Below are 21,056 nucleotides of genomic sequence, written 5' to 3'. Positions count from 1 at the left end.
CGAAAGCGGGGACGAGCGAAAGATGGCTCGGCGCTGAACCCTGACCTCTTCCGCTCTTCCTTCCCTCCGTTCTTCCGCTCTTATCGACGATGCAGATCGCTTCCGACCGCTCCATCCTCGACCACCCGGACCGCTTCGAGGGCCGCCACAACGGCCCTGCCGCCGAGGGCGTCCAGGCCATGCTCGACGCCCTCGGCGTGGACTCGCTCGACGCCCTCTCCGACGCCGTCGTCCCGGACGCCATCCGCGCCGAGCGAGCGCTCGACCTCCCCGAGGCGCTCACCGAGGCCGACCTGCTGGAGCGCGCCCGCACCCTGGCCGCGAAGAACGAGGTCTACCGGTCGTACATCGGGATGGGCTACGCCGGCACCGTCACGCCGCCCGTCATCCTGCGCAACGTCCTCGAGAATCCGGGCTGGTACACGCAGTACACCCCGTACCAGGCCGAGATCGCGCAGGGCCGGCTGGAAGCGCTTCTGAACTTTCAGACCGCCGTCGGCGACCTGACCGGGCTGCCGATCGCCAACGCCTCGCTCCTCGACGAGGGCACGGCCGCCGCCGAGGCGATGAGCATGTTCTTCGGCCAGGCGCGCGGCAAGCGCTCGCGCTTCTTCGTCGCCGCGAACTGCCACCCGCAGACCATCGCCGTCGTCGAGGGCCGCGCCGAGCCGATCGGCGTCGAGGTGGTCGTGGCCGGCCCGGCCGAGTTTGCGTTCGACGGCGACACGGTCGGCGCGCTGCTGCAGTACCCGGCGACCGACGGCGCGGTCGAGGACTACGCCGCGGTCTGCGAGGCTGCGCACGAGGCCGGAGCCTTCGTCGCCGTCGCCACCGACCTGATGGCGCTCACGCTCCTGACCCCGCCGGGCGAGTTCGGGGCCGACGTGGCCGTCGGCAACTCGCAGCGCTTCGGCGTCCCGATGGGCTACGGCGGCCCGCACGCCGCGTTCTTTGCCACGACCGACACCTTCAAGCGCAAGATTCCGGGCCGCATCATCGGCCTCTCGGTCGACGCCGAGGGCAAGCCCGCGCTGCGCATGGCGCTCCAGACGCGCGAGCAGCACATCCGCCGCGAGAAGGCGACCTCGAACATCTGCACCGCCCAGGTCCTCCTCGCCGTCATCGCCTCGATGTACGCCGTCTACCACGGCCCCGACGGGCTGACCCGGATCGCCCGGCGCATCCACGGGTACGCCCGCCTCCTCGCCGCCGGCCTCGGCCGCCTCGGGCACGAGGTCCTGCACGCCGACTACTTCGACACGCTCCGCGTCCGCGTGGGCGACACGGGCGCCGTGACCGCGCGCGCCGCCGAGTTCGGGATTAACCTGCGCCGCTTCGAGGATGGCACGCTCGGCATCGCCCTCGACGAGACCGTCGGGATGGACGACGTGCGCGACCTCCTCGCGGTCTTCGGTGCCGACGAGACGCTCGACGCCGACGAACTCGCCGAGGAGACCGTGCTCGATTACGAAGGCGCGCACGGGCGCACGTCGGCCTTCATGACGCACCCGACGTTCCACCGCTACCGCAGCGAGACCGAGATGCTGCGTTACCTCAAGCGGCTCGAGAACCGCGACCTCTCGCTGGCGCACGCGATGATCCCGCTCGGGAGCTGCACGATGAAGCTCAACGCGACGGCCGAGATGATGCCCGTCACGCTCCCCGGCTTCTCTGGGCTCCACCCGTTCGCGCCGGCCGAGCAGGCCGCGGGCTACCACGAGATGATGGACGAGCTCGCCGGCTGGCTCGCCGAGATCACCGGCTTCGCCGCCGTCAGCCTCCAGCCCAACTCCGGCGCGCAGGGCGAGTTCGCCGGCCTGATGACGATCCGCGCCTACCACCTCGACCGGGGCAACGCGGACCGCACGGTCTGCCTCATCCCGTCGAGCGCGCACGGCACGAACCCCGCGAGCGCGGTCATGGCCGGGATGGAGGTCGTCGTGGTCCAGAGCGACGGCGACGGCAACGTGGACATGGACGACCTGACGGCGAAGGCGGAGCAGCACGCCGACCGCCTCGCCGCGCTCATGATCACCTACCCGAGCACGCACGGCGTCTTCGAGCCGACGGTCCGCGAGATCGCCGACATCATCCACGCGAACGGCGGCCTGGTCTACATGGACGGGGCCAACATGAACGCCCAGGTCGGCGTCTGCCGGCCGGGCGACTTCGGGATCGACGTGTGCCACCTCAACCTGCACAAGACGTTCTCGATCCCGCACGGCGGCGGCGGCCCGGGCATGGGGCCGATCTGCTGCACGGCGGCGCTCGCGCCGTTCCTCCCGGCGCACCCGGTCACGGACGGCGTCGGCGGAGAGTGCGGCATCGCGCCCATCTCGGCTGCCCCCTACGGCAGCGCGTCGATCCTCCTCATCTCGTGGGCCTACATCGCCATGATGGGCGGACCGGGCCTGACGCGGGCGACGGAGCTTGCGATCCTCAACGCCAACTACATGGCGCGCCGGCTCGAGGGGCACTACGATGTCCTGTTCCGCGGGGCCGGCGGCCACGTCGCCCACGAGTTCATCCTCGACCTCCGCCCGTTCTCGAACGCGGGCGTCACGGCCGAAGACGTCGCCAAGCGCCTCATCGACTACGGCTTCCACGCCCCGACGATGAGTTGGCCCGTCGCTGGGACGCTGATGGTGGAGCCGACCGAGAGCGAGGTCAAGGACGAACTCGACCGCTTCTGCGACGCGATGATCTCGATCCGCTCCGAGATCCAGGAGATCGAGCTCGGCGTGGCGGACGTGGAGACGAGTGCTCTCCGGCACGCGCCTCACACGGCGGAGATCGTGACGGCCGACGCGTGGGACCGGCCCTACACCCGGCAGCAGGCGGCCTATCCGGCGGCGTGGACGAAGGAGGCCAAGTTCTGGCCGACCGTCAGCCGCGTGGACAACGCCCACGGCGACCGCAACCTCGTCTGCTCCTGCCCGCCGGTCGAGGAGTATCAGTAGGTCGGTCTTGCGATCCGGGACAAACGAGGCCCCGCCCAGCGATGCCAGGTGGGGCCTCCGGCTGCACGAGGTCGGTGCAGCGAGACAGTCGGGGGGCGGCTCAGCGCATCACGGCGAGCAGGTCCTTGAGTTCCTCGGGCTTCGGCAGCTTCACGTCGCCGTCCTTCGCGTTCTCCAGGTAGAAGCACGCGAAGGCCGCCCGCTCTTCGGCCGTCGCCTCCACCTCGTCGAAGGCGTCGGCGAACTGGTCCCACTGCGACTGCGCCATCTTGCCGGCGACGTAGTGGGCGAAAAGGAGAGGCAGGGCGGGGCGTGCAACGGAGGCAGTCATGGGGGTGGACCGTGGGACGGTGGAGGGGAACTCTCTAAGGGTTACAGGTCTTCTCTCCAATTCGTATGCCAACCTCGCGACCTGCCTCGTTTCGACTGACAGCGCTGATGGTTGGTGGGGGACGCGTTCCCTTTGCCCCGACTGTCCGTCCGATTTCACCGCTCCGCCGCCGCATCGCCCTCGCCAGCCCGAGCCTGCCACCTCACGATGGGGTCGGAGAGACATCCATCCGTTCTCTAACCCCGTGCTTTCTACCGCGTCTGACCTTGACAGCCTGCGACGCCTCGCCCGGTACGATGCCTGGGCGAACTGCTGCCTCGCCGAGGTGCTCCGCGACGCGCACGAGCGCCCGATCCGCTTCCTCGCCCACGCCGCCGAGTCCGAACGGGTCTGGCTCCGCCGCATCGCCGGCACGCAGCCCGCAAGCCACACCGCCGACTTCTGGCCCGAAGTGGACGCCGACGGGTGCCGCGCGCTCGTCGCTCAGGCCGCCGACGCGCTTGGTGCGTTCGTGGACCTCCTCGACGACGACGGGCTAGAGCAGGACGCGGTCTACCACAACTCGAAGGGGGCTGAGTACCGCACGCCGGTTGCCGACGTGCTGACCCACGTGTTCCTCCACAGCCACTACCACCGGGGCCAAGCGGCGACCGCCCTTCGTGCCCTCGACGTAGACCCACCGTGGACGGACTTCATCGCGTTCGCTCGCACGACGCGCGCCGCGTGACGACCATTCGACACCCGTCGTTCGCCCTTCGTCGCTACGCCAGGACGATTTCCTTGCGGAGGCGGGCAACGGGGACGCCGAGTTGCTCGCGGTACTTCGTCACGGTGCGGCGGGCGATCTTGAACCCGCGCTCCTCCAGCATCGACGCGATCTTCTGGTCGGACAGCGGCTTCTCCTTGTCCTCCTCGGCCACGATCCGCTCGATGATGGCCTTGACCTCCTTGTTGGAGATCTCCTCGCCGCTCTCGGTCGAGAGGCCCTCGGAGAAGAAGTACTTGAGCTCGTAGACGCCCCACTCGGTCTGGACGTACTTGCCGTTGACCACGCGCGAGATCGTCGAGATGTCCATCCCGATGCGCTCGGCGACGTCCTTGAGGATCATCGGCTTGAGGTTGCCCTCGCCCTCGCGGAAGAAGTCCTCCTGGAGCTCGACGATCGCGTTCATCACCTTGATCATCGTCGCGCGGCGCTGGTTGATCGAGTTGATGAACCACCGGGCGCTCTCCATCCGGTTCTTGAGGAACTGCTTGGTGTCGCTCTTGCCGCCGGTGGCCTTCCCGTTCTTCTTGGCCGAGAGCTCGTGCCACATCTGGCGGTAGTGCCGGTTGATGCGCAGCTCCGGCGCGTTGCGGCCGTTGAGCGAGATGATGAACTCGTCGTCCACGACCTCGACGGTGAAGTCCGGGGTGACGTAGTTGGTGCTGGCGGCGAAGGCGCCCTCGCCCGGCTTGGGGTCGAGGCGCTGGATGAGGTCGAACGCCTCCTTGAGTTCCTCTTCGTGGAGGTTGTGCTTGCGCAGGAGCGTGTCGAAGTGCTTCATCGTGAACGCTTTGTACGTCTCGCGCACGATGTCGATGGCGGTCTCGCGGCCGTCCACCTCGTCCGACATCGCTTCGAGCTGGACGAGGAGGCACTCGCGGAGATCGCGGCTGGCGATCCCGACGGGGTCGAGGCGCTGGAGCCGCTTCAGAACCTTCTCCACGTCGTCGTCGGTCAGCATCAGGCCCTGGCTGAACATGATGTCGTCCACGATCGACTCGATGGGCCGCCGGAGGTAGCCGTCCTCGTCGATCGACCCGATGATCTGCTCGGCGATGAGCTCCTGGGTGCTGTCGAAGTCGAGCATCCCGATCTGGTCGCGGAGGTGCTCGGCCATCGAGGACTTGTAGGGCATCGGGATCTCGCGCTGCTCTTCCTCGGCGGAGTGGTCCACGCGGGCCTTGTAGCCGTAGAGGTCGTCCGAGCTGTTCAGAAACTCGTCCCAGTCGAACTCGTCGTCTCTGTCGCCCTCGGCCTCGCGCTCCTTCTCGGCCTCCTTCGCCTCGGCCTGGGGGTGCTCGTCGGCCTCGGTCTGGACGACCTGCTCCTCCTCCTCCTCGCCCTCTTCGAGGAGGGGGTTGATCTCCATCTCCTCCTTGATCCGCTGTTCGAGCTCCAGCGTGGGGAGCTGCAGCAGCTTGATGTACTGGATCTGCTGCGGCGAGAGCTTCTGCTGGAGCGACTGCTTCTGCTGAAGGTTGAGCATGGCGGAGCGGGGTGAGGGGCTAGCTAGGCCGTGTCGAACAAGATGGCGGCGCGCTCGGCGCAGGCGGTCCGAAACTGCTCGTACCACGCCGCGCCGTACTTGCGGGTGAGGGGCTTGCGGAGGAAGTCGTAGAGCTGCGTGCCGCGCCGGCGGCCGTGCCGGACGGCGGGTTTGCAGAGCCCAATCTGTTCGTAGTTGAGGACGTCGGTCCCGCCGATGGGTTCGATGCGGACCGGAAAGAGATGGCACGAGACCGGCTTCTCGAAGTCGAGGCGGCCGGCGTGGTAGGCCTGCTGGAGCGCGCACTTGGCGACCTTCCCCTCGTAGACCACGAAGACGCACTCGCGCCCGTCCACGCAGGACGTGCCGTAGTGGCCCGGCTCTTCCTCGACCCACACGCCCTGCTCGTCGATGACGCGGAGCGCCTCGGGCCGGAGGTCGCGGGCGACGACCGGGAGGGCGCGTTCGAGTTCGGCGCGCTCGTCTGGTTCGAGGGGCGCGCCGCGGTCGCCGTGGACGCAGCACCCGCCGAGGCACCGGCCGAGGTGGCAGGCGAAGGGCGCGTCGAGGAGGGCGTCGGAGACGAGGACATGGTCGATAGCAAACATGGTACCACTAGGGTACGGCCCGGGCTGGACCGATGTCAATGTTATCGGGAGTGAGCCGTCGTTTTTTAACTCCCAACGGCGGGAAGGTTGGGAGAGCGGAGCCGGTTCGGCGTGGAGGGCCGGGAGGGCTGCGCCTGCGGCGCGGAGTGGGAGGAGAGGGAAGAGTGGGAGGGTCTCGGCGTGGAGCGTTGGGAGGGTTGTTCTGGCGCGGAGCGCGGTGACCTCGGTAGCTTTTGCGGTTTTTCCTGATACACCCTCCACACCCTCCACACCCTCCACACCCTCCACACCCTCCACACCCTCCACACCCTCCACACCCTCCACACCCTCCACACCTGACACGAGGCTGTCAGCGACGGGCCGTACTTTGCTGCCTCAGACCAACCGCCGTGACCGCCAGCCACGCAGATCGATGGACAACCGCAACCTCGTCTCCGCCCAGCCCGAGCGCACCGAGGAGGACTTCGAGAAGAAGCTCCGCCCGCAGTCGCTCGGCGAGTTCGTCGGGCAGCAGAAGATCAAGGACAACCTCCGCATCTTCATCACGGCCGCCCTCCAGCGCGGCGAGTCGCTCGACCACGTCATGCTCTCCGGCCCGCCGGGGCTCGGGAAGACGACGCTCGCCGCCATCGTCGCCGAGGAGATGGGGGCGGCCTTCAAGACGACGAGCGGGCCGGCGCTCGACAAGCCCGCCTCGATTGCCGGCATCCTCACCAACCTCGACGAGGGCGACGTGCTCTTCATCGACGAGATCCACCGGATGAGCCCGGTGATTGAGGAGTACCTCTACGCCGCGATGGAGGACTACGCGATCGACATCCTGATCGACTCCGGCCCGTCGGCGCGCTCGGTCCGCATCTCGCTGCCGCCGTTCACCCTCGTCGGCGCGACGACCCGGAAGGGCCTCCTCACCGCCCCGCTGAGGGCCCGCTTCGGGATCGACTTCCGCTACGACTACTACACGGCCGACCTCCTCCGCCGGATCGTCCTTCGCTCGGCCGCGATTGTGGGCGTCGAGATCGAGGAGGAGGGCGCGCACGAGATCGCCCGCCGGAGCCGGGGCACGCCGCGCATCGCCAACCGCCTGCTCCGCCGCGCGCGCGACTTCGCCGAGGTCGAGGGCGAGGGCCGGATCACGGTCGCCCTCGCCGACCACGCCCTCAACGCGCTCGACGTCGACGAGGCCGGCCTCGACGAGATGGACAGCCGCATCCTGCTCGCGCTGATGGAGAAGTTCGAGGGCGGGCCGGTCGGCGTCAGCACGATCGCCGTCGCTGTCAGCGAGGACCCGGGGACCGTCGAGGAGGTCTACGAGCCGTACCTGATCCAGGAGGGCTTCCTCGCCCGGACGCCGCGTGGGCGCATCGCCACGGCGCGGGCGTGGGACCACTTCGGCCTCACCCCGCCGCCCAAGCAGGCCGACATCTTCGACCTCGGCTAATCCTTCCTGTCATCCCGGACCCCGATCCGGGATCTGGAGCGCGTCCCGTCGAAGCGAGTTCAGGATGACAAGCCCGTCAAGATGAGCTTGCCGCTGCGCTAGAGCGCCTCTAGGCTGTCCTCCGTAGACGCCTCGCCGGGGAGGCGTAGTTCTTCCGGGACCTCCAGCGACTCCTCGGGCAGCACCTCCTCGTAGAACGTCGTGTCCAGCCCGCGCGTCCCGACGATCACGAGGACTGGCAGGACGAAAAACACGAGCGCGATGTAGCCGAAGGCGTAGCCCCGGTTCTTGACCGACAGCTCGCCCAGCTTCTCGGCCAGCCAGATCGGGACGCGGCGGAGGAAGGGGAGCGGCCAGAGCAGGGCGATGCCGAAGACGTTGAAGAAGAAGTGCGCGAAGGCGACCGTCAGCGCCGCCTCGCCGGCGGCCCCGGTGCCGCCGGCCAGCACGAGGGCCGCGAGGATCGAGGTCACCGTGGTCCCGATGTTGGCCCCGAGGACGAACGGGAAGATCTGCGCGACGGTCACGATCCCGGCCCCGACCATCGGGACCATCACGCTCGTCGTGATCGACGAGGACTGCACCATGACCGTGATGACGACGCCGAAGAAGAGCGCGGCGAGGGGGTGCCCGAAGACGTACTTGTGGAGCAGCTTCTCGCTGCGCCCGAGCAGGAGCGCCCGCAGCAGCTTGACCAGGTAGCGCAGCGCGATGAACAGCCCGACCACACCCACGAGCAGCACCACGATCCCGTTCTCGCTTGCCAGCCCGATCACCCACTCGGCGACGGGGTCGGTGATCACCTTGACCGGACTGAGGAGGTCTGCCCCGCCGAGGCCGATCACCGCCTCTTCGAGCGCGTGCGCCGAGCGCGAGATCGCCCCGGTCAACAGCTCCACCGGGAAGAGGACGGCCACGGCGAGGAGGTTGAAGAAGTCGTGGACCGTCGCCCCGGCCATCGCCCGGCGGAACTCGTCCTTGCGCGTGATGTGCCCGAGCGAAACGATCGTGTTGGTGACGCTCGTCCCGATGTTGGCCCCCATCATGATCGGGACGGCACCCGCGACGGTCAGCCCGCCGCCCGCCACAATCCCGACGACCATCGCCGTCACCGTGGACGAACTCTGCACCATCGAGGTGGCGAGGATGCCGATGAACAGCCCGACGAACGGGTTCCGCGTCGTGCTCACGAGGTTCTCCGCGACGCCCTTGCCCATCAGCTTGAACGAGTCGCCCATCAGCTCCAGGCTGATGAAGAAAAGCAGCAGGACCAGGACGAGCGAGAGGACTTGGAGGAGGCGCTGAGGCATGGAGAGGTGGGCGGCGTGGAGACGCAACGGACGAGGCGGGCGAAGCTAGCCGGCCGGCATTACCGCAATGTTACGACCCGGCGGATTCATCCATTCGGAACAGGCTCACGACGGTCTGCCCGTAGCCCCGGCTCGTCGCCAGCGCAGCGTGCTGCCCGAAGCTGCGGTCCGCGCTGTGCTCCAGCACGAGGAGGCCGCCCGGTGCGAGGCGTGGCAGCGCGAGGTCAGGCAGCCGGTCGAGGTCGGCGAGCGCGTAGGGCGGGTCGGCGAGGACGAGGTCGTAGCGGGCCGCCTCTCGCTCCAGAAAGCGCCGGGCGTCCGCGCGGTGGAACGCGCAGGCCTCCGCCACGCCGAGGGCGGCCGCGTTGTCCCGCACCGTGCGGAGCGCCGCCCCGCGCTGCTCCACGAAGACGGCCTCGGCCGCGCCCCGGCTGAGGGCCTCGAGCCCGAGCGCGCCGCTGCCGGCAAAGAGGTCGAGCACGCGCGCGGCGGCGAGGTCGAGGCGGCTCTGGACGAGGTTGAAGATGGCCTCGCGCGTGCGGTCGGTCGTGGGGCGCGTCGCGCCTTTCGGAGCGCGGAGCCGGTGCCCCCGCAGCCTGCCGCCGACGATGCGCATAGCGAGGGTTCCTGGTTTCTGGTTCGCCCGCCCAGCCGGGTGTCCCATCGGGCGAGCGGCCTCGCCGTAGGCGAACGGATTACCTCAGCAGGGCGCCGAGGACGGGAACGAAGGCAGCTAGGGCGAGCGGGTCGGCCCCGCCGGGGGCCTGCCCGAGCGCGAGCAGCGGGTTGAGCGGAGCCGCCTCCAGGCCGAGCAGGGCTTCGAGGCTGGCGGCGGCACTCGTCGCGCCGGGCTCGCCGTAGAGGTACAGGTGCCCGACGTCGGCCGGGCGGACGTCGAGCCGGTCCAGCATCGCGGCTGCGAAGTAGGTCCCGTCCGTCTGCAGGTCGGCCTCGGCGTAGTGGCCGAAGTGCCACGTCGCACCGCGGCAGAGGGCGAACTCCGTCCGGCTGCCGTAGACCCCAACGGCGAGCACGAACGACTCGTCCTCCTCCCGGTGAATCTGGGCGAGGACGGCGGCGGCGGCTCCGGTCGTGTCCGCCACCTCGTGCTTCACCGCCGGTTCGGCATCGGAGACGCTGGCCGCGATGTGGGCCAGCCGGGCGTGGATCGACTCGGAGAACCGGAGGACGTGGTGCCAGTGGACGCGGCGGCCCTCGGCCTGGGTCTCGATCCGCACGGGCGTCGTCTTGACCCGGACCGGGCGGGCGATGCTGGCGTCCGAGAGCATCGCGGCCTCCTGCCGGAGCTGCTCGAAGCGCTCCGCAGGTGGCATCCCTTCGGGGAGTGGGGAGAAGAACGAGGTGCTGTTCCACGGGTGCACCACCACCTGCAGCGTCTCGGCCTCGGACCCGTCGAAGATCTCGCGCACCGCCGTCGTGACGGTGTCGAGGTGCGACGGGCCGGTGAGCGCGAGCAGGGTCTCGGCGACGCCGAAGTCGAAGTCGCAAGCCCCGAGCCGCCGCAGCCGCCGCCCCTCACCCGAGGCACCGCCGAGATCGACCTCGGCGTAGCGCATCACGCGGCCCAGAAGCTCGATGCCTGCTCGCGTGCGTGACCCGTCCATCTCCCCTCCGGTTAGCGGTCGGCCCGCGCTACTCCCAGCTCGCGGCGTTGAGCATCCCCGCCGCCCGCTCGGGGTCGTCGGTCCCGACGAAGTTGTCCGAGTTGGGGTCTTCGAGGAGGTAGACCGTCACGCCTGTGCTGTCGTCGCGGACCACGTTCAGGTCGAACCGCTCGCCGCCGCGCGACGAGAACAGCAGCGAGTCCAGGTCCAGCATCTCCCCCTCCTCCAGCCCGAAGATGCTGTCGCGCTTGGCGACCATGAACGAGTCCGTGCGGATCGCTGTCAGGAGCGAGTCGAGCGTGCTGGGGAAGCGGTCGTAGCGGAACTCGTAGCCCCGCATTCCGTCGCGGATGTGACCCATCCGCTCCTGGGTCAGTGCTTCGAGCGCTATTCTGCGATCCTCTATCTCCTGGGGCCCGCGGATACTGCGGTAGAGCAGGTACCCGAGCGCGACGATGACGATCGTGAGGACGATTTGAACGACGTTACGGGTGGTGTCATTCGCCAGAATAGCCATTGCGCGAGAGGACCCTGGTTGGGTGAAGAGGCGGGGTTGGGAAGGGTTAGACGGAGGGCCTGCAACGAGTCCCCACGGCGGCCGGTCAAAATACTCGGCAGCTTTCCCAAAAAGCAACCTAGCATGAAAAGGGGCCTTCCGCTGGGTAGACCCCGGTCCCGCGGAGGCGTTGCCCTCCGGCTATGCTGGTATCTTGCCTACTCTCACCTCTCGCCCGCATGGCTACTGTCCGAACCGCCCTCAGCGTCAACCTCAACAAGGTGGCGCTCCTCCGCAACGCCCGCGACCTCAACGTGCCGAGCGTGACGCGCTCCGCCCGTCTGTGCCTCGGCGCCGGGGCCGACGGCCTGACGGTCCACCCGCGCCCCGACGAGCGTCACATCCGCCCCGCCGACGTGGCTGCCCTCGCCGGCCTCCTCGCGGCCGAGGGCAACGGGGCCGAGTTTAACATCGAGGGCAACCCATTCGCCGAGGCCGCCGGGACGTACCCCGGCTTCCTCACCCTCGCCGAGCGTGCGGCGGAGCTAGGGCGGCTGGACCAGTGCACGCTCGTGCCGGACACGCCGGGGCAGCGCACCTCGGACCACGGCTGGGACCTCGGGCGCGACGCTGAGCGGCTAGCACCTGTCGTCGAACGCCTCCGCTCGCTCGACTGCCGGGTCAGCCTGTTCATGGACGCCGACGCTGGCGCGATGGCGGCAGCGGCCGAGGTCGGCGCGGACCGGGTCGAGTTGTACACCGAGCCGTACGCTGTCGCGTTCGAGCGTGGCGACGCCTCGGCCGAGCTGGCTCGCTTCGCCGCCGCTGCCGAGGCGGCCCAGGCGGCGGGCCTCGGCGTCAACGCCGGGCACGACCTGAACCTCGCCAACCTCGGACCGTTCACGCAGGCCGTCCCCGGCGTGCTCGAAGTGTCGATCGGGCACGCCCTGACGGCCGACGCGCTGTGGATGGGCTTCCCGGCCGCCGTGCGCGCCTACCAGCAGATCCTCTCCGCCGCCGTCCATGCCTGACGACCTCCCCGCGCCCGACCCGTCGGCTCCTGACGCCTTCGACCCGGCCACCCACCGGAGCGGGTACGTCGCGCTCGTCGGCCCGCCGAACGTCGGCAAGTCGACCCTGATGAACGCACTCGTCGGGCGCAAGCTCTCGATCGTGACCGCCAAGCCAAGCACGACGCGGCACCGCGTCCTCGGCATCCTATCCGGCGACGACCATCAGATCGTCTTCCTCGACACGCCCGGCATCGTCAAGCCGAAGTACCGGCTCCACGAGGCGATGATGTACGCGGTCGACTTCGCGGTGAACGACGCCGACGTACTCCTCTTCATGGTCGACGCCGCGCACGCGGGCACGCCGGATGCGGCCATCAAACGCCTCGGCGAGCGCCCGGCCGTCCTGCTGCTCAACAAGATCGACCTGATCGCGCAGGAGGAGGCCCTTCCCCTCGTCGAGACCTACAACCGCCTCCGCGCCTTCGACGCCGTCATCCCCGTCTCGGCCAAGACCCGGTTCAACCTCGACACAGTCCTCGCGCAGATCCTGGATCGCCTCCCGCTCGGCCCGCCCTACTACCCGAAGGACCAACTCTCCGAGCACCCCGAGCGCTTCTTCGTCGCCGAGATCATCCGCGAGAAGATCTTCGAACTCTACCGCGAGGAGATCCCCTACTCGACCCAGGTCAACGTGGTGACCTACGAGGAGCGCCCCGGCCAGAAGGACTTCATCGACGCCGAGATCGTCGTCGAGCGCGACTCGCAGAAGGGCATCCTGATCGGCAAGCGCGGCAGCGGCTTGAAGAAGCTCGGCCAGTTCGCGCGGCGCGACATCGAGGCATTCGTCGGCTCCGAGGTCTACCTCCAGCTCCACGTCAAGGCCCGCGCCGACTGGCGCAACCGCGAGGGCTTCCTCCGGTCCTACGGCTACGACGTGTAGCGAACGACGAAGTACGAGTGCCGAACGACGAGCCGGCCACCCGTTCGTCGTTCGTCATTCGTCGCTGATCTCAAAGCCAAGTCCGTCGGCGACAGCCGTGCGAAACGCAGTGGGCACGTCAGCTTCGGCGATGCGGTGGCGCTCCCAGGCGCGGCGGCGCGGGTAAGTCCTGCGGAGACGGTGGAACGCGGCCCCGCGCTCGGCGGCGGGGCGTTCGAGGAGGCGGCGCATTCGGACGTTGTCGGCGCGGAGGTCGTAGGCCTGGCGGACGAGCGCGCCGAGCCAGGCGACCTCGCTCAGGCTCGTGTCCGGCGGGTTCAGCGGCGGCAGGTCCTCGGCCAGCACCGATTCGGCGTCCCACGCCGGCGGCACGCCGAGCCAGGCGGCGAGCGCGTCGTGGAGCATCGCCGTGCCGCGCACCTTGCCGTCGAAGGAGTACCCGGCGATGTGCGGTGTGGCGATGTCGGCGAGGCGGAGCAAGTCTGGGTCGGGCGTCGGCTCGTGCTCCCACACGTCGAGGACCGCCCCGCCGATCTGCCCGGCCCCGAGCGCATCGCGCAGCGCGGCGTTGTCCACGACCGCCCCGCGCGATGCGTTGACGAGGAGGGCGTCGGGTTTCATCGCAGCCAACTCGTCGGCTCCGATGAGATGGTGGGTGGCGTGGGGGCCCGTTCTCGTCAGCGGCGTGTGCAGCGTCACCACGTCGGCCTCGGCCAGCACGGTGTCGAGCGAGACGTAGCCGTGTGCCCGTCCGGCTGCCTCGTCGGCTTCGGCGAGCGGCGGGTCACAGCGAAGCACGCGCGCGCCAAGACTCGGCAGCCGCCCCGCCAGCGGCCTGCCAATATGACCGCACCCGATCACACTGACCGTTTCTCCAGCTATGCTCCGGCCCCGGGTGGCATGCACCGCCAGCAGCGCCGCCAGCACGTACTCGACGACGGACTGTGCGTTTGAGCCCGGCGCGTGCGCGAAGGCGATCCCCTGCCGGCTCAGGTACGCCTGGTCGACGTGGTCTGTCCCAATCGTGGCGCTCCCGACGAAGCGAACCGGGCTGTTTTGCAGTAAGTCCTGGTCCACGTTCGTCACGCTTCGCACCACCAACACCTCGGCGTCCGCTACCTCGTCAGAGCGGATGCTCTGACCGGCTTGCAGCGCCACGGACCCGAAGGACTGAAACGCGTTCAGCGCGTGCGGAACGTTTGCGTCCGCGACGATGCGAAGGGGAGAAGGAGCCATCAGGTCGAGCTAGCCAGGGCGGTACGAATGTACTCTTATAATGGAACCTGCGTGGCAGCGCAACGGGGCAAAACACCCCCATAGGACCCAAAAAACGAAGACGCAGCGCAATTTCTAGCAGTCTAAACTGTTTCCACACAGAACCACAGAACCGGTGACCTACTTTGGTGTTTGGCAACGCATGGCCCACAGGAAGCAGGGCTTGCGTGTCTCTACCGAGCCTTCGTTCTGTCCGTCCAGCGTGGCAGGAAATTGGCTCTAGCAGTTCTCGAAGCGCAGGACGCTCGGTGACCGCGCCGGGCCTTTCAACCCACAGAAACTCACTCACTCTGCCCTATGAAGCTTTTCGCTAGCAAGCGAGTGCTCGGTGCAGCCGGTGTCGTTCTCTCGGTACTGCTCCTCGTCCTCTCTCTCGTTTTCAACACCGTAGACCGGGACACCCTGGCCGAGACGATGCCGGCAGTTGATACGGCCCCGCTCACCCAGGACGTCTCCGTCAAGAGCACGGCGTTCGCAAGCGAAGACATCAAGGACGACGTGCTGTGGCTCGCCCGCTGCATCTACTCCGAGACCAAGCGCCCCGACGAGCAGGAACTCGTCGCCTGGGTCGTCCGCAACCGGGTCGAGACTGGTTACCGAGGCCAGGGATCGTACCGCGACGCCATCCTCGATCCGTGGCAGTTCAGCGCCTTCAACGGCAACAGCCCGAAGCGTCTATACTACTCCGGGCTCGACTTCGAATCGAAGGCAAAGGGCTGGCAGACGGCGCTCTTCATCGCCCACGACGTGCTCCACGCCCCGGCCTACGAGCGGCCCTTTGCCAAGACGACGCGCCACTTCTACAGCGAGCGCTCGATGCAGGGCCGCCTGAAACCGGTCTGGGCTGACGGCCGGCGGCCCGTCGCGCTCGACCGCGAGATCGACCCCAAGCGGTTCCGGTTCTATTCGAGCATCTCGTAGCTCCAACCGCGCCTCCCGTTTCGAAGGGCGTACCGGTCTGCGGTGCGCCCTTCGCTGTTTTGGGCTCCGGCGGGCGAGCTATCTTGCGACCTCACCCAATCCAGAGCCCGATGTCCCGCCGCCTCCTCGGATTCATTCTCGTCCTGTTCGTCGTCTCCCTGACCGTGGTGCTCGCCAGCGGCTGCCTCCGCCGTGCCGCGCAGCCGAGCGGTCCAGCCGTGACCGGGCAGCAGGGAACAGCCCCGCAGACCGACGGGATCCGCCTAGCCACGTTCAACGCGGAGTTTCTCTTCGACGGCCTCGAGGGCGAGGGCCAAGCCTCGTTCGCGTGGAAGGACGACCCCGTCCTCGCCCGCGCTCACCGCGACTCCGTGGCCCGCGTCGTCCGCGCAATCAACGCCGACGTAGTCATGTTCCAGGAGGTCGAGAACCTGGGCACGCTGGAGATGCTGGCGACCGAGACGCTCGCCGACATGGGTTACACCGCCTACCTCGTCGACGGGCGCGACAGCTTCACCGGACAGGACGTGGGGCTACTCTCGCGCATCCCGGTGGACGAGGTCGGGCGGACGAACGAGCGGGCACCGGTTGGCACGACGCGGCAGGACTACGGCGTCAGCAAAAACATGTGGGCACGCCTCGACCTCGGCGGCATCCCGACGACACTGATCGGGGTCCACTTCCTCTCGCGGCCCGACGACATCGAGCGCAAGCCCCGGCGCGAGGCGCAGGCCGAGGTGATCCGCCGCCTCGCCGAGCAGGAGGTCGCCGCCGGCCGCGCCGTCGTCGTGCTCGGCGACTTCAACGACTTCGACGCCGGGGTCCCCGACCGCGCCGGAAGCGTCCCGATCACCGACGTGCTCGCCACCGTCCAGCGCGCCGGGCCAGGGCCGGAGGACGACCTCCGCAACGTCGCCGCCGACGTGCCCCAGGCCGAGCGCTACACGGCCTACTACGACCGCAACCGCAACGAAGAGATCGACGCGGGCGAGCTGTCCTCGCTCGACCACCTCCTGCTCTCGCCGCAGCTTTACCGGACGCTCCGGGCCGTGGACTTCGTGCACCTCCACGACCCGCGCACCGTCTCGGACCACTTCCCCGTCGTGGCGACCCTCGGCGTCCCCGGAGGACGATGATCCAGAAGACGGCGGGCGACCGCTCACGCGCTCCGTCGCTTTCCGTCCTCTGTCTTCCGGTATCGGGACCCATCTCGGCTCGGCGTCATTAGAAGAGAGTCACCCCGCGCAGCAGACCCCTCTCTGCACCCTCTCTTCACCCGGGCCATCCACGGCGTGACGCCGGCCTCTGGCACCGCACCTCCGCCGGTTCGCGCTGCCTTCCACTGGGCACACACCTCTCGCCCCGCCCGATACGCGCGCTTACCTCTGCCAGCGCACCGGCCCGGCGGACCCCAGCGCCGTCGCCGAAGACAACCCCGTCGACTGATCCTATCAACGACACCGACGCAGAAGCATGAGCAACGCACTCACCCCAGACCTCCGCGACGCCCTGATCGCCGAACTCGAAGAGCGCACGACGGCCCCCGGCTTCCACTACCTCGACGCCAACCACCTCACGGACCTCGCCGCCATCGAGAGTGCCAGCGCGCCGGTGCTCTCCCTGTTCATGAGCCTGACGCCCGAGATGCGCATCGGCGACGGGTGGCAGATCGCGTTCAAAGACATCGCCCGCCGGGCACTCGAACATGCGGACGGGCAGTACGACCGCGCCACCGTGCAGAACGAACTGAGCCACATAGAAGAGGCGCTCCGCCGGGGCATTCCTCGGACCGGCCGCGGGCTCGCCTTCTACGCCTGCGAGGCCCTCGGGCTGTTCCGCCAGTTCGGTCTCGCCATCGACATCCCGAGCACGGCCTACGTGGACCGCCGGCCCTACGTCCGCCCCCTCGTCCGCGTCCGCGACGAGCACGACCGCTTCGGGATCGCCGTCCTCAGCCAGAAGCAGATGCGGTTCTTCTTCAGCCAGATCGGCCTCGTCGAAGAGGTCTTCGAGCTAGAGGGGCGCGAGATCCTGACCACGGACTTCCAGACCAAAGACCAGCGGCAGGACAAGCAGGCCGAGTACCGGAAGGAGCAGGCCAAACGTGCGGCGCACGCACTCCAACTGCTCGCCAACAAGCTCGACGTGCGGCACCTGGTCTACAGCAGCCCCGCCGACATGGAGGCCCCATTCCTCGACGCGCTCGAGCAGCACACCCGCGACCGGATCGCGGCCAGCTTCCAGTGCGAGATCAACGCCTCGACCGCCGAGATCGCCGAGAAAGCCGAGCCGATCCAGCGCGAGGTCGAGGAGAAGGAGGAGCTAGAGACGCTGGAGCAGGTCCAAGCGCTCCTCACCACGAAGGCGGTTGCCGGGATCGAAGACACGCTCGACATGCTCAACCAGCAGCGCGTGATGACCCTTCTCCTCGACGACGAGCAGCAGATCCCCGGCGGCATCGACCGCGAAACAGGGATGCTGACCTCGCAGACGGAAGGCACGCTGGAGGCGACGGGTAACGAGGTCTTCCCGCAGAGCGACCTGTTCGAGCTAATGCTGGAGCGGGCGCTGGAACAGGGGGCCTCGCTCGAACTCGTCCGCAGCGAGGCTGCCCGCGCCCGGATGCAGGACCTCGGCCCCGCCGCTGCCCTGCTGCGGTTCTAGAGAGCACCACCGCGCAAACCTGTAGGGGCGACCGACCGGCCGCCCCTACGTTCGCTTAGAGCTGGACGCTCGCGCCAAGCTTGACGACGGTCTGCCGCTGCTCGGCGCCGGAGAGGAGCCGGCTGTCGGCAACGACGGCGTTGAGGCGAAAGCGGTCGAGGGTGAGCGCACCACCGAGCGTCAGGTAGATCGCCCGTCCGCTGTAGTCGAAGACCTCGTTGAACACTTCGCCCCACCGGTTGCGGTCCTGCCAGAGCACGCCAAAGGAAACCGTCCGGTCGTTGGCAAGGTGGAGTCTACCCCAGGCGGCAACCTCGCCGCTGTCCTGGCCAGACTCATCCCACGCCTCTGTCCAGAACGACCACGCGGCGTCTATGCCTAGATCGAGGGTCTGACGTGCTGCCACCTCGGCGCTAACGCCAATGCGAGGAGGAAGCGCGTCGGCCGTGGGAAGGCTCTGGACTCGGTCCGGGCTGTCATCTCCGGGCGGGGAGGCAATCACTTGGTCGTATTCGCCCTCGACTCGCAACGCACTCTCGCCGTACACGGCCCACCCAACCTTTTCCGTGCGAAACGTCAGTCCCCCCGCAAGCTGCGTTCCCCATCCCGAGAACGCCGCACTGAGGTTGTCCACCGTTCGCTCGAACGAGGCGTAGCCGATCCCGAGACGAAGCCCGATCGCAAGCACGCCCCCGCCCTTCAACGTCGTGCGGTAGGCAGCCTGCGGCGAGATCGTTTCGAGCCGGGACGCGAAGCTAGCCTCGAACTCAAGCGTGGGATCGATCTCAGGCGGGGTCGGAATTGGTTCGAACTGCATCTCGGCGGCGTAGCGCTGGGCGTAGCTCAGCCCAAGCGTGAACGCACCCACTGGCACCGCCACGGACGCGCTCTGCGGGCGCACACTGTTCCTCGGTCCGTATCCGATACCGGCTAGGTACCCTTCGCCGATAGCCGTCTCTACCCGGTAGGAGAGTCCGGCAACGGCTTCTCCGAACGCGCCGAGCGCAGCCGGGTTGGCGCTGCCGATGTCCGCGACCTGCACGCCGAACGAGGAGGACAAGCCGGAGCCGCTAAGAGCGCCTGCCCGGTACCCCTGGATCAGGATGAAGAAGCGTTCCGGCTCGGGGTCCGTCCGCGTGTCGCCCTGCGCCGAGGCAGACAGACTCCCGAACGTAGCGAGGCTGAGGGTAAAGAGTAAAATAGAGAGACGAGAGAGCATGACGTTCACAGGGTTGGATCATACACGAGCGGCCCGATGGTACACCCACCGGACCGCTCGTTTCAAGCGAAACGTTCGTGACCCTACAGCCCGATGCCGACGCGGAGGAAGAACACGTTGACCCTGAAAGTGTCATCCACGGTAATACCAAACGCCTCCCGCTCCTCCAGGAAGCCACTCACGTCGAAGGCGTAGCGGAGCTCCGCGAAGACCTTCGGCCCGATGAGCGCCGCGAGTTGCGCGCCGACGCCGACGTTGACGGCCACCGACGTGCTGCGGCTGCCGTCCAGGTCGGCGAGGTCGCCCGTGGCGAAGCGGAATTCCGGGCCGACGAGCGCGTACGGCTTCAGCAGCGGTGACGGGAAGCGGTACTGAAGATCGATGGGCACTGCGATGTACGACACGCCGGCATCCGAGTCCTGGAAGGTGGGCACGAGTTCGATGTCGCCCGCACGCACGAACAGCACCGACGCCCGAGCCGCAAGCGGACCGAACCCGAAGTCGCCGAAGATGCCGACGTGGTAGCCGGTGGACTGGTCGAGGTCGGCCGTGCCGGCGTCGGAGAGCGAGCCGAAGTTGAGCCCGCCAGTGACGCCGAAGCTGGGGATGAGTTGGGCGTGGGCGAGCGGGGCCGCCGCGAAAAACGCGGCGAAGAGGGCGAAGCGGAGAGGGCGCATGGGCGTGGGGATAGGCGGAAAAAAGAAAGATACGAGACCGCGCCGTTCGAGCCGGGGGCGCGCCGCGCCGGTCCGCAACTTATCCGCCCCCCTCGGAGTTTCCCGACCTCTACCGCTTCACCGACCCCGGCGTTCATGCGCATCGGCATCACCTGTTACCCGACCTACGGCGGCTCCGGCGTCGTGGCCACCGAACTCGGCAAAGCGCTCGCGCGGCGCGGGCACGAGATCCACTTCATCGCCTACGCCCCGCCGCAGCGGCTCGCCCACTTCACCGAGCGCATCTACTTCCACGAGGTCCGGGTCAACACCTATCCGCTCTTCGAGTACCCCCCCTACTCGCTTGCGCTCACCAGCAAGATGATCGACGTGGTGAAGCACGAGCAGTTGGACCTCCTCCACGTCCACTACGCCATCCCCCACGCCACGAGCGCCGTCCTCGCCCGGCAGATCCTCGCCTGCGAAGGCATCCGCGTCCCCGTCGTCACGACGCTCCACGGGACGGACATCACGCTCGTCGGGCAGGACGCCTCGTTCACGCCCGTCGTCACGCACGCCATCAACGCCTCGGACGGGGTCACGGCGGTCTCCGACTACCTTCGCCACGAGACGCACAGCCACTTCGACGTGGAGCGCGACGTGGAGGTGATCCCCAACTTCGTCGACACGGACCGGTTCACGCGGCAGCAGAAGGGCCACTTCAAACGCGCCATCGCCCCGAACGGCGAGAAGCTGCTGATCCACGTCTCCAACTTCCGCGAGGTCAAGCGCGCCAGCGACGTGGTCCACGTCTTCCACCGGCTCCACGAGGGCGGCCTGAACGGAAACGGTCCCGGCGTCAAGCTCCTCCTCGTCGGCGACGGGCCGGACCGGCCGGCGACGGAGGTGCTCGCCCGCGAACTCGGGGTCTACGGCGAGGTCCGCTTCCTCGGGAAACAGGAGCCCATCGAGGAGATTCTCTCGGTGGCCGACGTGTTCCTGATGCCGTCCGGCTCGGAGACGTTCGGCCTCGCCGCGCTCGAGGCGATGGCGTGCGGCGTCCCCGTCGTCTCGACCGACATCGGCGGGATCCCCGAACTCAACCTCGACGGCGAGACCGGCTTCCTCTGCCCGCTCGCCGACGTCGACTGCCTCACCGACGCCACGCGCCGCATCCTCACCGACGAGGCGCTCCACGCCCGCATGGCCGAGGCCGCCCGCCGCCGCGCCGTCGAGCACTTCGACATCAACCGCATCGTGCCGCAGTACGAGGGGTTCTACCAGCAGATGATCGACCGCGCGGAGCACGCCGACCCAGTCGGCGACTGCGCGTAGCCGCCTTCGC

Annotated in this window: 19 protein-coding genes; 9 read left to right on the top strand and 10 right to left on the bottom strand. The window is 68.4% G+C overall.

The window, feature by feature from the left end:
- Window positions 1–89 precede the first annotated feature (89 nt).
- The gene (gene gcvP / locus AAGI91_03115) at window positions 90–2,960 is read left to right on the top strand and encodes an aminomethyl-transferring glycine dehydrogenase (GenBank protein MEM1041597.1); all 2,871 of its coding nucleotides are present in this window, start codon (window positions 90–92) and stop codon (window positions 2,958–2,960) included.
- Between the two features lie 100 nt (window positions 2,961–3,060).
- On the opposite strand, the gene AAGI91_03110 is transcribed toward gcvP, so the two are convergent.
- Entirely contained in the window at window positions 3,061–3,291 is a 231-nt protein-coding gene (locus tag AAGI91_03110) for a hypothetical protein (GenBank protein ID MEM1041596.1), read from the bottom strand.
- Between the two features lie 244 nt (window positions 3,292–3,535).
- On the opposite strand from AAGI91_03110, the gene AAGI91_03105 reads away from it, so the two are divergent.
- The gene (locus AAGI91_03105) at window positions 3,536–4,018 is read left to right on the top strand and encodes a DinB family protein (protein MEM1041595.1); all 483 of its coding nucleotides are present in this window, start codon (window positions 3,536–3,538) and stop codon (window positions 4,016–4,018) included.
- A gap of 34 nt (window positions 4,019–4,052) precedes the next feature.
- Here AAGI91_03105 and rpoN read toward each other — a convergent pair whose 3' ends face one another.
- Together rpoN and AAGI91_03095 are read right to left on the bottom strand one after the other, a co-directional pair.
- The gene (rpoN, locus tag AAGI91_03100) at window positions 4,053–5,543 is read right to left on the bottom strand and encodes an RNA polymerase factor sigma-54 (protein ID MEM1041594.1); all 1,491 of its coding nucleotides are present in this window, start codon (window positions 5,541–5,543) and stop codon (window positions 4,053–4,055) included.
- Window positions 5,544–5,566: 23 nt separating this feature from the next.
- Window positions 5,567–6,151: a DUF3109 family protein gene (locus tag AAGI91_03095; GenBank protein ID MEM1041593.1), complete on the bottom strand. Its 585-nt coding sequence runs from the start codon at window positions 6,149–6,151 to the stop codon at window positions 5,567–5,569.
- Between the two features lie 412 nt (window positions 6,152–6,563).
- Here AAGI91_03095 and ruvB point away from each other — a divergent pair, with 412 nt between their 5' ends.
- On the top strand, window positions 6,564–7,592 hold the full coding sequence (ruvB, locus tag AAGI91_03090) for a Holliday junction branch migration DNA helicase RuvB (protein MEM1041592.1): 1,029 nt from the start codon (window positions 6,564–6,566) through the stop codon (window positions 7,590–7,592).
- A 98-nt stretch (window positions 7,593–7,690) separates the two neighbouring features.
- Here ruvB and AAGI91_03085 read toward each other — a convergent pair whose 3' ends face one another.
- The 4 genes from AAGI91_03085 to AAGI91_03070 form a co-directional block, all read right to left on the bottom strand.
- The gene (locus tag AAGI91_03085; GenBank protein MEM1041591.1) at window positions 7,691–8,902 is read right to left on the bottom strand and encodes a Na/Pi symporter; all 1,212 of its coding nucleotides are present in this window, start codon (window positions 8,900–8,902) and stop codon (window positions 7,691–7,693) included.
- Window positions 8,903–8,972: 70 nt separating this feature from the next.
- On the bottom strand, window positions 8,973–9,518 hold the full coding sequence (gene rsmD / locus AAGI91_03080) for a 16S rRNA (guanine(966)-N(2))-methyltransferase RsmD (protein ID MEM1041590.1): 546 nt from the start codon (window positions 9,516–9,518) through the stop codon (window positions 8,973–8,975).
- 79 nt (window positions 9,519–9,597) lie between these two features.
- Complete coding sequence (locus AAGI91_03075; protein MEM1041589.1) at window positions 9,598–10,527, bottom strand: hypothetical protein; 930 nt, start codon at window positions 10,525–10,527, stop codon at window positions 9,598–9,600.
- A 28-nt stretch (window positions 10,528–10,555) separates the two neighbouring features.
- Window positions 10,556–10,888 carry a hypothetical protein gene (locus AAGI91_03070; GenBank protein MEM1041588.1) on the bottom strand — a complete coding sequence of 111 codons (333 nt, stop codon included), beginning with the start codon at window positions 10,886–10,888 and terminating at the stop codon, window positions 10,556–10,558.
- A 374-nt stretch (window positions 10,889–11,262) separates the two neighbouring features.
- Here AAGI91_03070 and AAGI91_03065 point away from each other — a divergent pair, with 374 nt between their 5' ends.
- Window positions 11,263–12,054, top strand: coding sequence for a pyridoxine 5'-phosphate synthase (locus AAGI91_03065; protein ID MEM1041587.1), 792 nt, complete (start codon window positions 11,263–11,265; stop codon window positions 12,052–12,054).
- A complete protein-coding gene (era, locus tag AAGI91_03060; GenBank protein MEM1041586.1) occupies window positions 12,047–12,976 on the top strand; it encodes a GTPase Era in 930 nt (309 codons plus the stop codon). Before AAGI91_03065 ends, era begins: the two co-directional genes overlap by 8 nt.
- Before the next feature lie 54 nt (window positions 12,977–13,030).
- Here era and AAGI91_03055 read toward each other — a convergent pair whose 3' ends face one another.
- Window positions 13,031–14,212 carry a 4-phosphoerythronate dehydrogenase gene (locus AAGI91_03055; protein ID MEM1041585.1) on the bottom strand — a complete coding sequence of 394 codons (1,182 nt, stop codon included), beginning with the start codon at window positions 14,210–14,212 and terminating at the stop codon, window positions 13,031–13,033.
- Between the two features lie 336 nt (window positions 14,213–14,548).
- Here AAGI91_03055 and AAGI91_03050 point away from each other — a divergent pair, with 336 nt between their 5' ends.
- The 3 genes from AAGI91_03050 (at window position 14,549) to AAGI91_03040 (ending at window position 17,836) form a co-directional block, all read left to right on the top strand.
- Window positions 14,549–15,172 (top strand): hypothetical protein, encoded by a 624-nt coding sequence (locus tag AAGI91_03050; GenBank protein ID MEM1041584.1) that lies wholly within the window; start codon window positions 14,549–14,551, stop codon window positions 15,170–15,172.
- 110 nt (window positions 15,173–15,282) lie between these two features.
- Complete coding sequence (locus tag AAGI91_03045) at window positions 15,283–16,308, top strand: endonuclease/exonuclease/phosphatase family protein (protein MEM1041583.1); 1,026 nt, start codon at window positions 15,283–15,285, stop codon at window positions 16,306–16,308.
- Window positions 16,309–16,645: 337 nt separating this feature from the next.
- Window positions 16,646–17,836, top strand: coding sequence for a peptide chain release factor 1 (locus AAGI91_03040; protein ID MEM1041582.1), 1,191 nt, complete (start codon window positions 16,646–16,648; stop codon window positions 17,834–17,836).
- A 55-nt stretch (window positions 17,837–17,891) separates the two neighbouring features.
- Here the strand turns inward: AAGI91_03040 and AAGI91_03035 are convergent, their stop codons facing one another.
- A complete protein-coding gene (locus AAGI91_03035) occupies window positions 17,892–19,055 on the bottom strand; it encodes a hypothetical protein (GenBank protein ID MEM1041581.1) in 1,164 nt (387 codons plus the stop codon).
- Between the two features lie 83 nt (window positions 19,056–19,138).
- Window positions 19,139–19,732, bottom strand: coding sequence for an outer membrane beta-barrel protein (locus tag AAGI91_03030; GenBank protein MEM1041580.1), 594 nt, complete (start codon window positions 19,730–19,732; stop codon window positions 19,139–19,141).
- 135 nt (window positions 19,733–19,867) lie between these two features.
- Here AAGI91_03030 and bshA point away from each other — a divergent pair, with 135 nt between their 5' ends.
- The gene (gene bshA, locus AAGI91_03025; protein MEM1041579.1) at window positions 19,868–21,046 is read left to right on the top strand and encodes an N-acetyl-alpha-D-glucosaminyl L-malate synthase BshA; all 1,179 of its coding nucleotides are present in this window, start codon (window positions 19,868–19,870) and stop codon (window positions 21,044–21,046) included.
- The last annotated feature ends 10 nt before the right edge of the window (window positions 21,047–21,056 follow it).

The sequence above is a fragment of the Bacteroidota bacterium genome, assembly GCA_038746285.1.
Classification (GTDB): domain Bacteria; phylum Bacteroidota; class Rhodothermia; order Rhodothermales; family JANQRZ01; genus JANQRZ01.
Note: the sequence above shows the minus strand (reverse complement) of the source record. Positions and strands in the feature narration are given on the sequence as shown.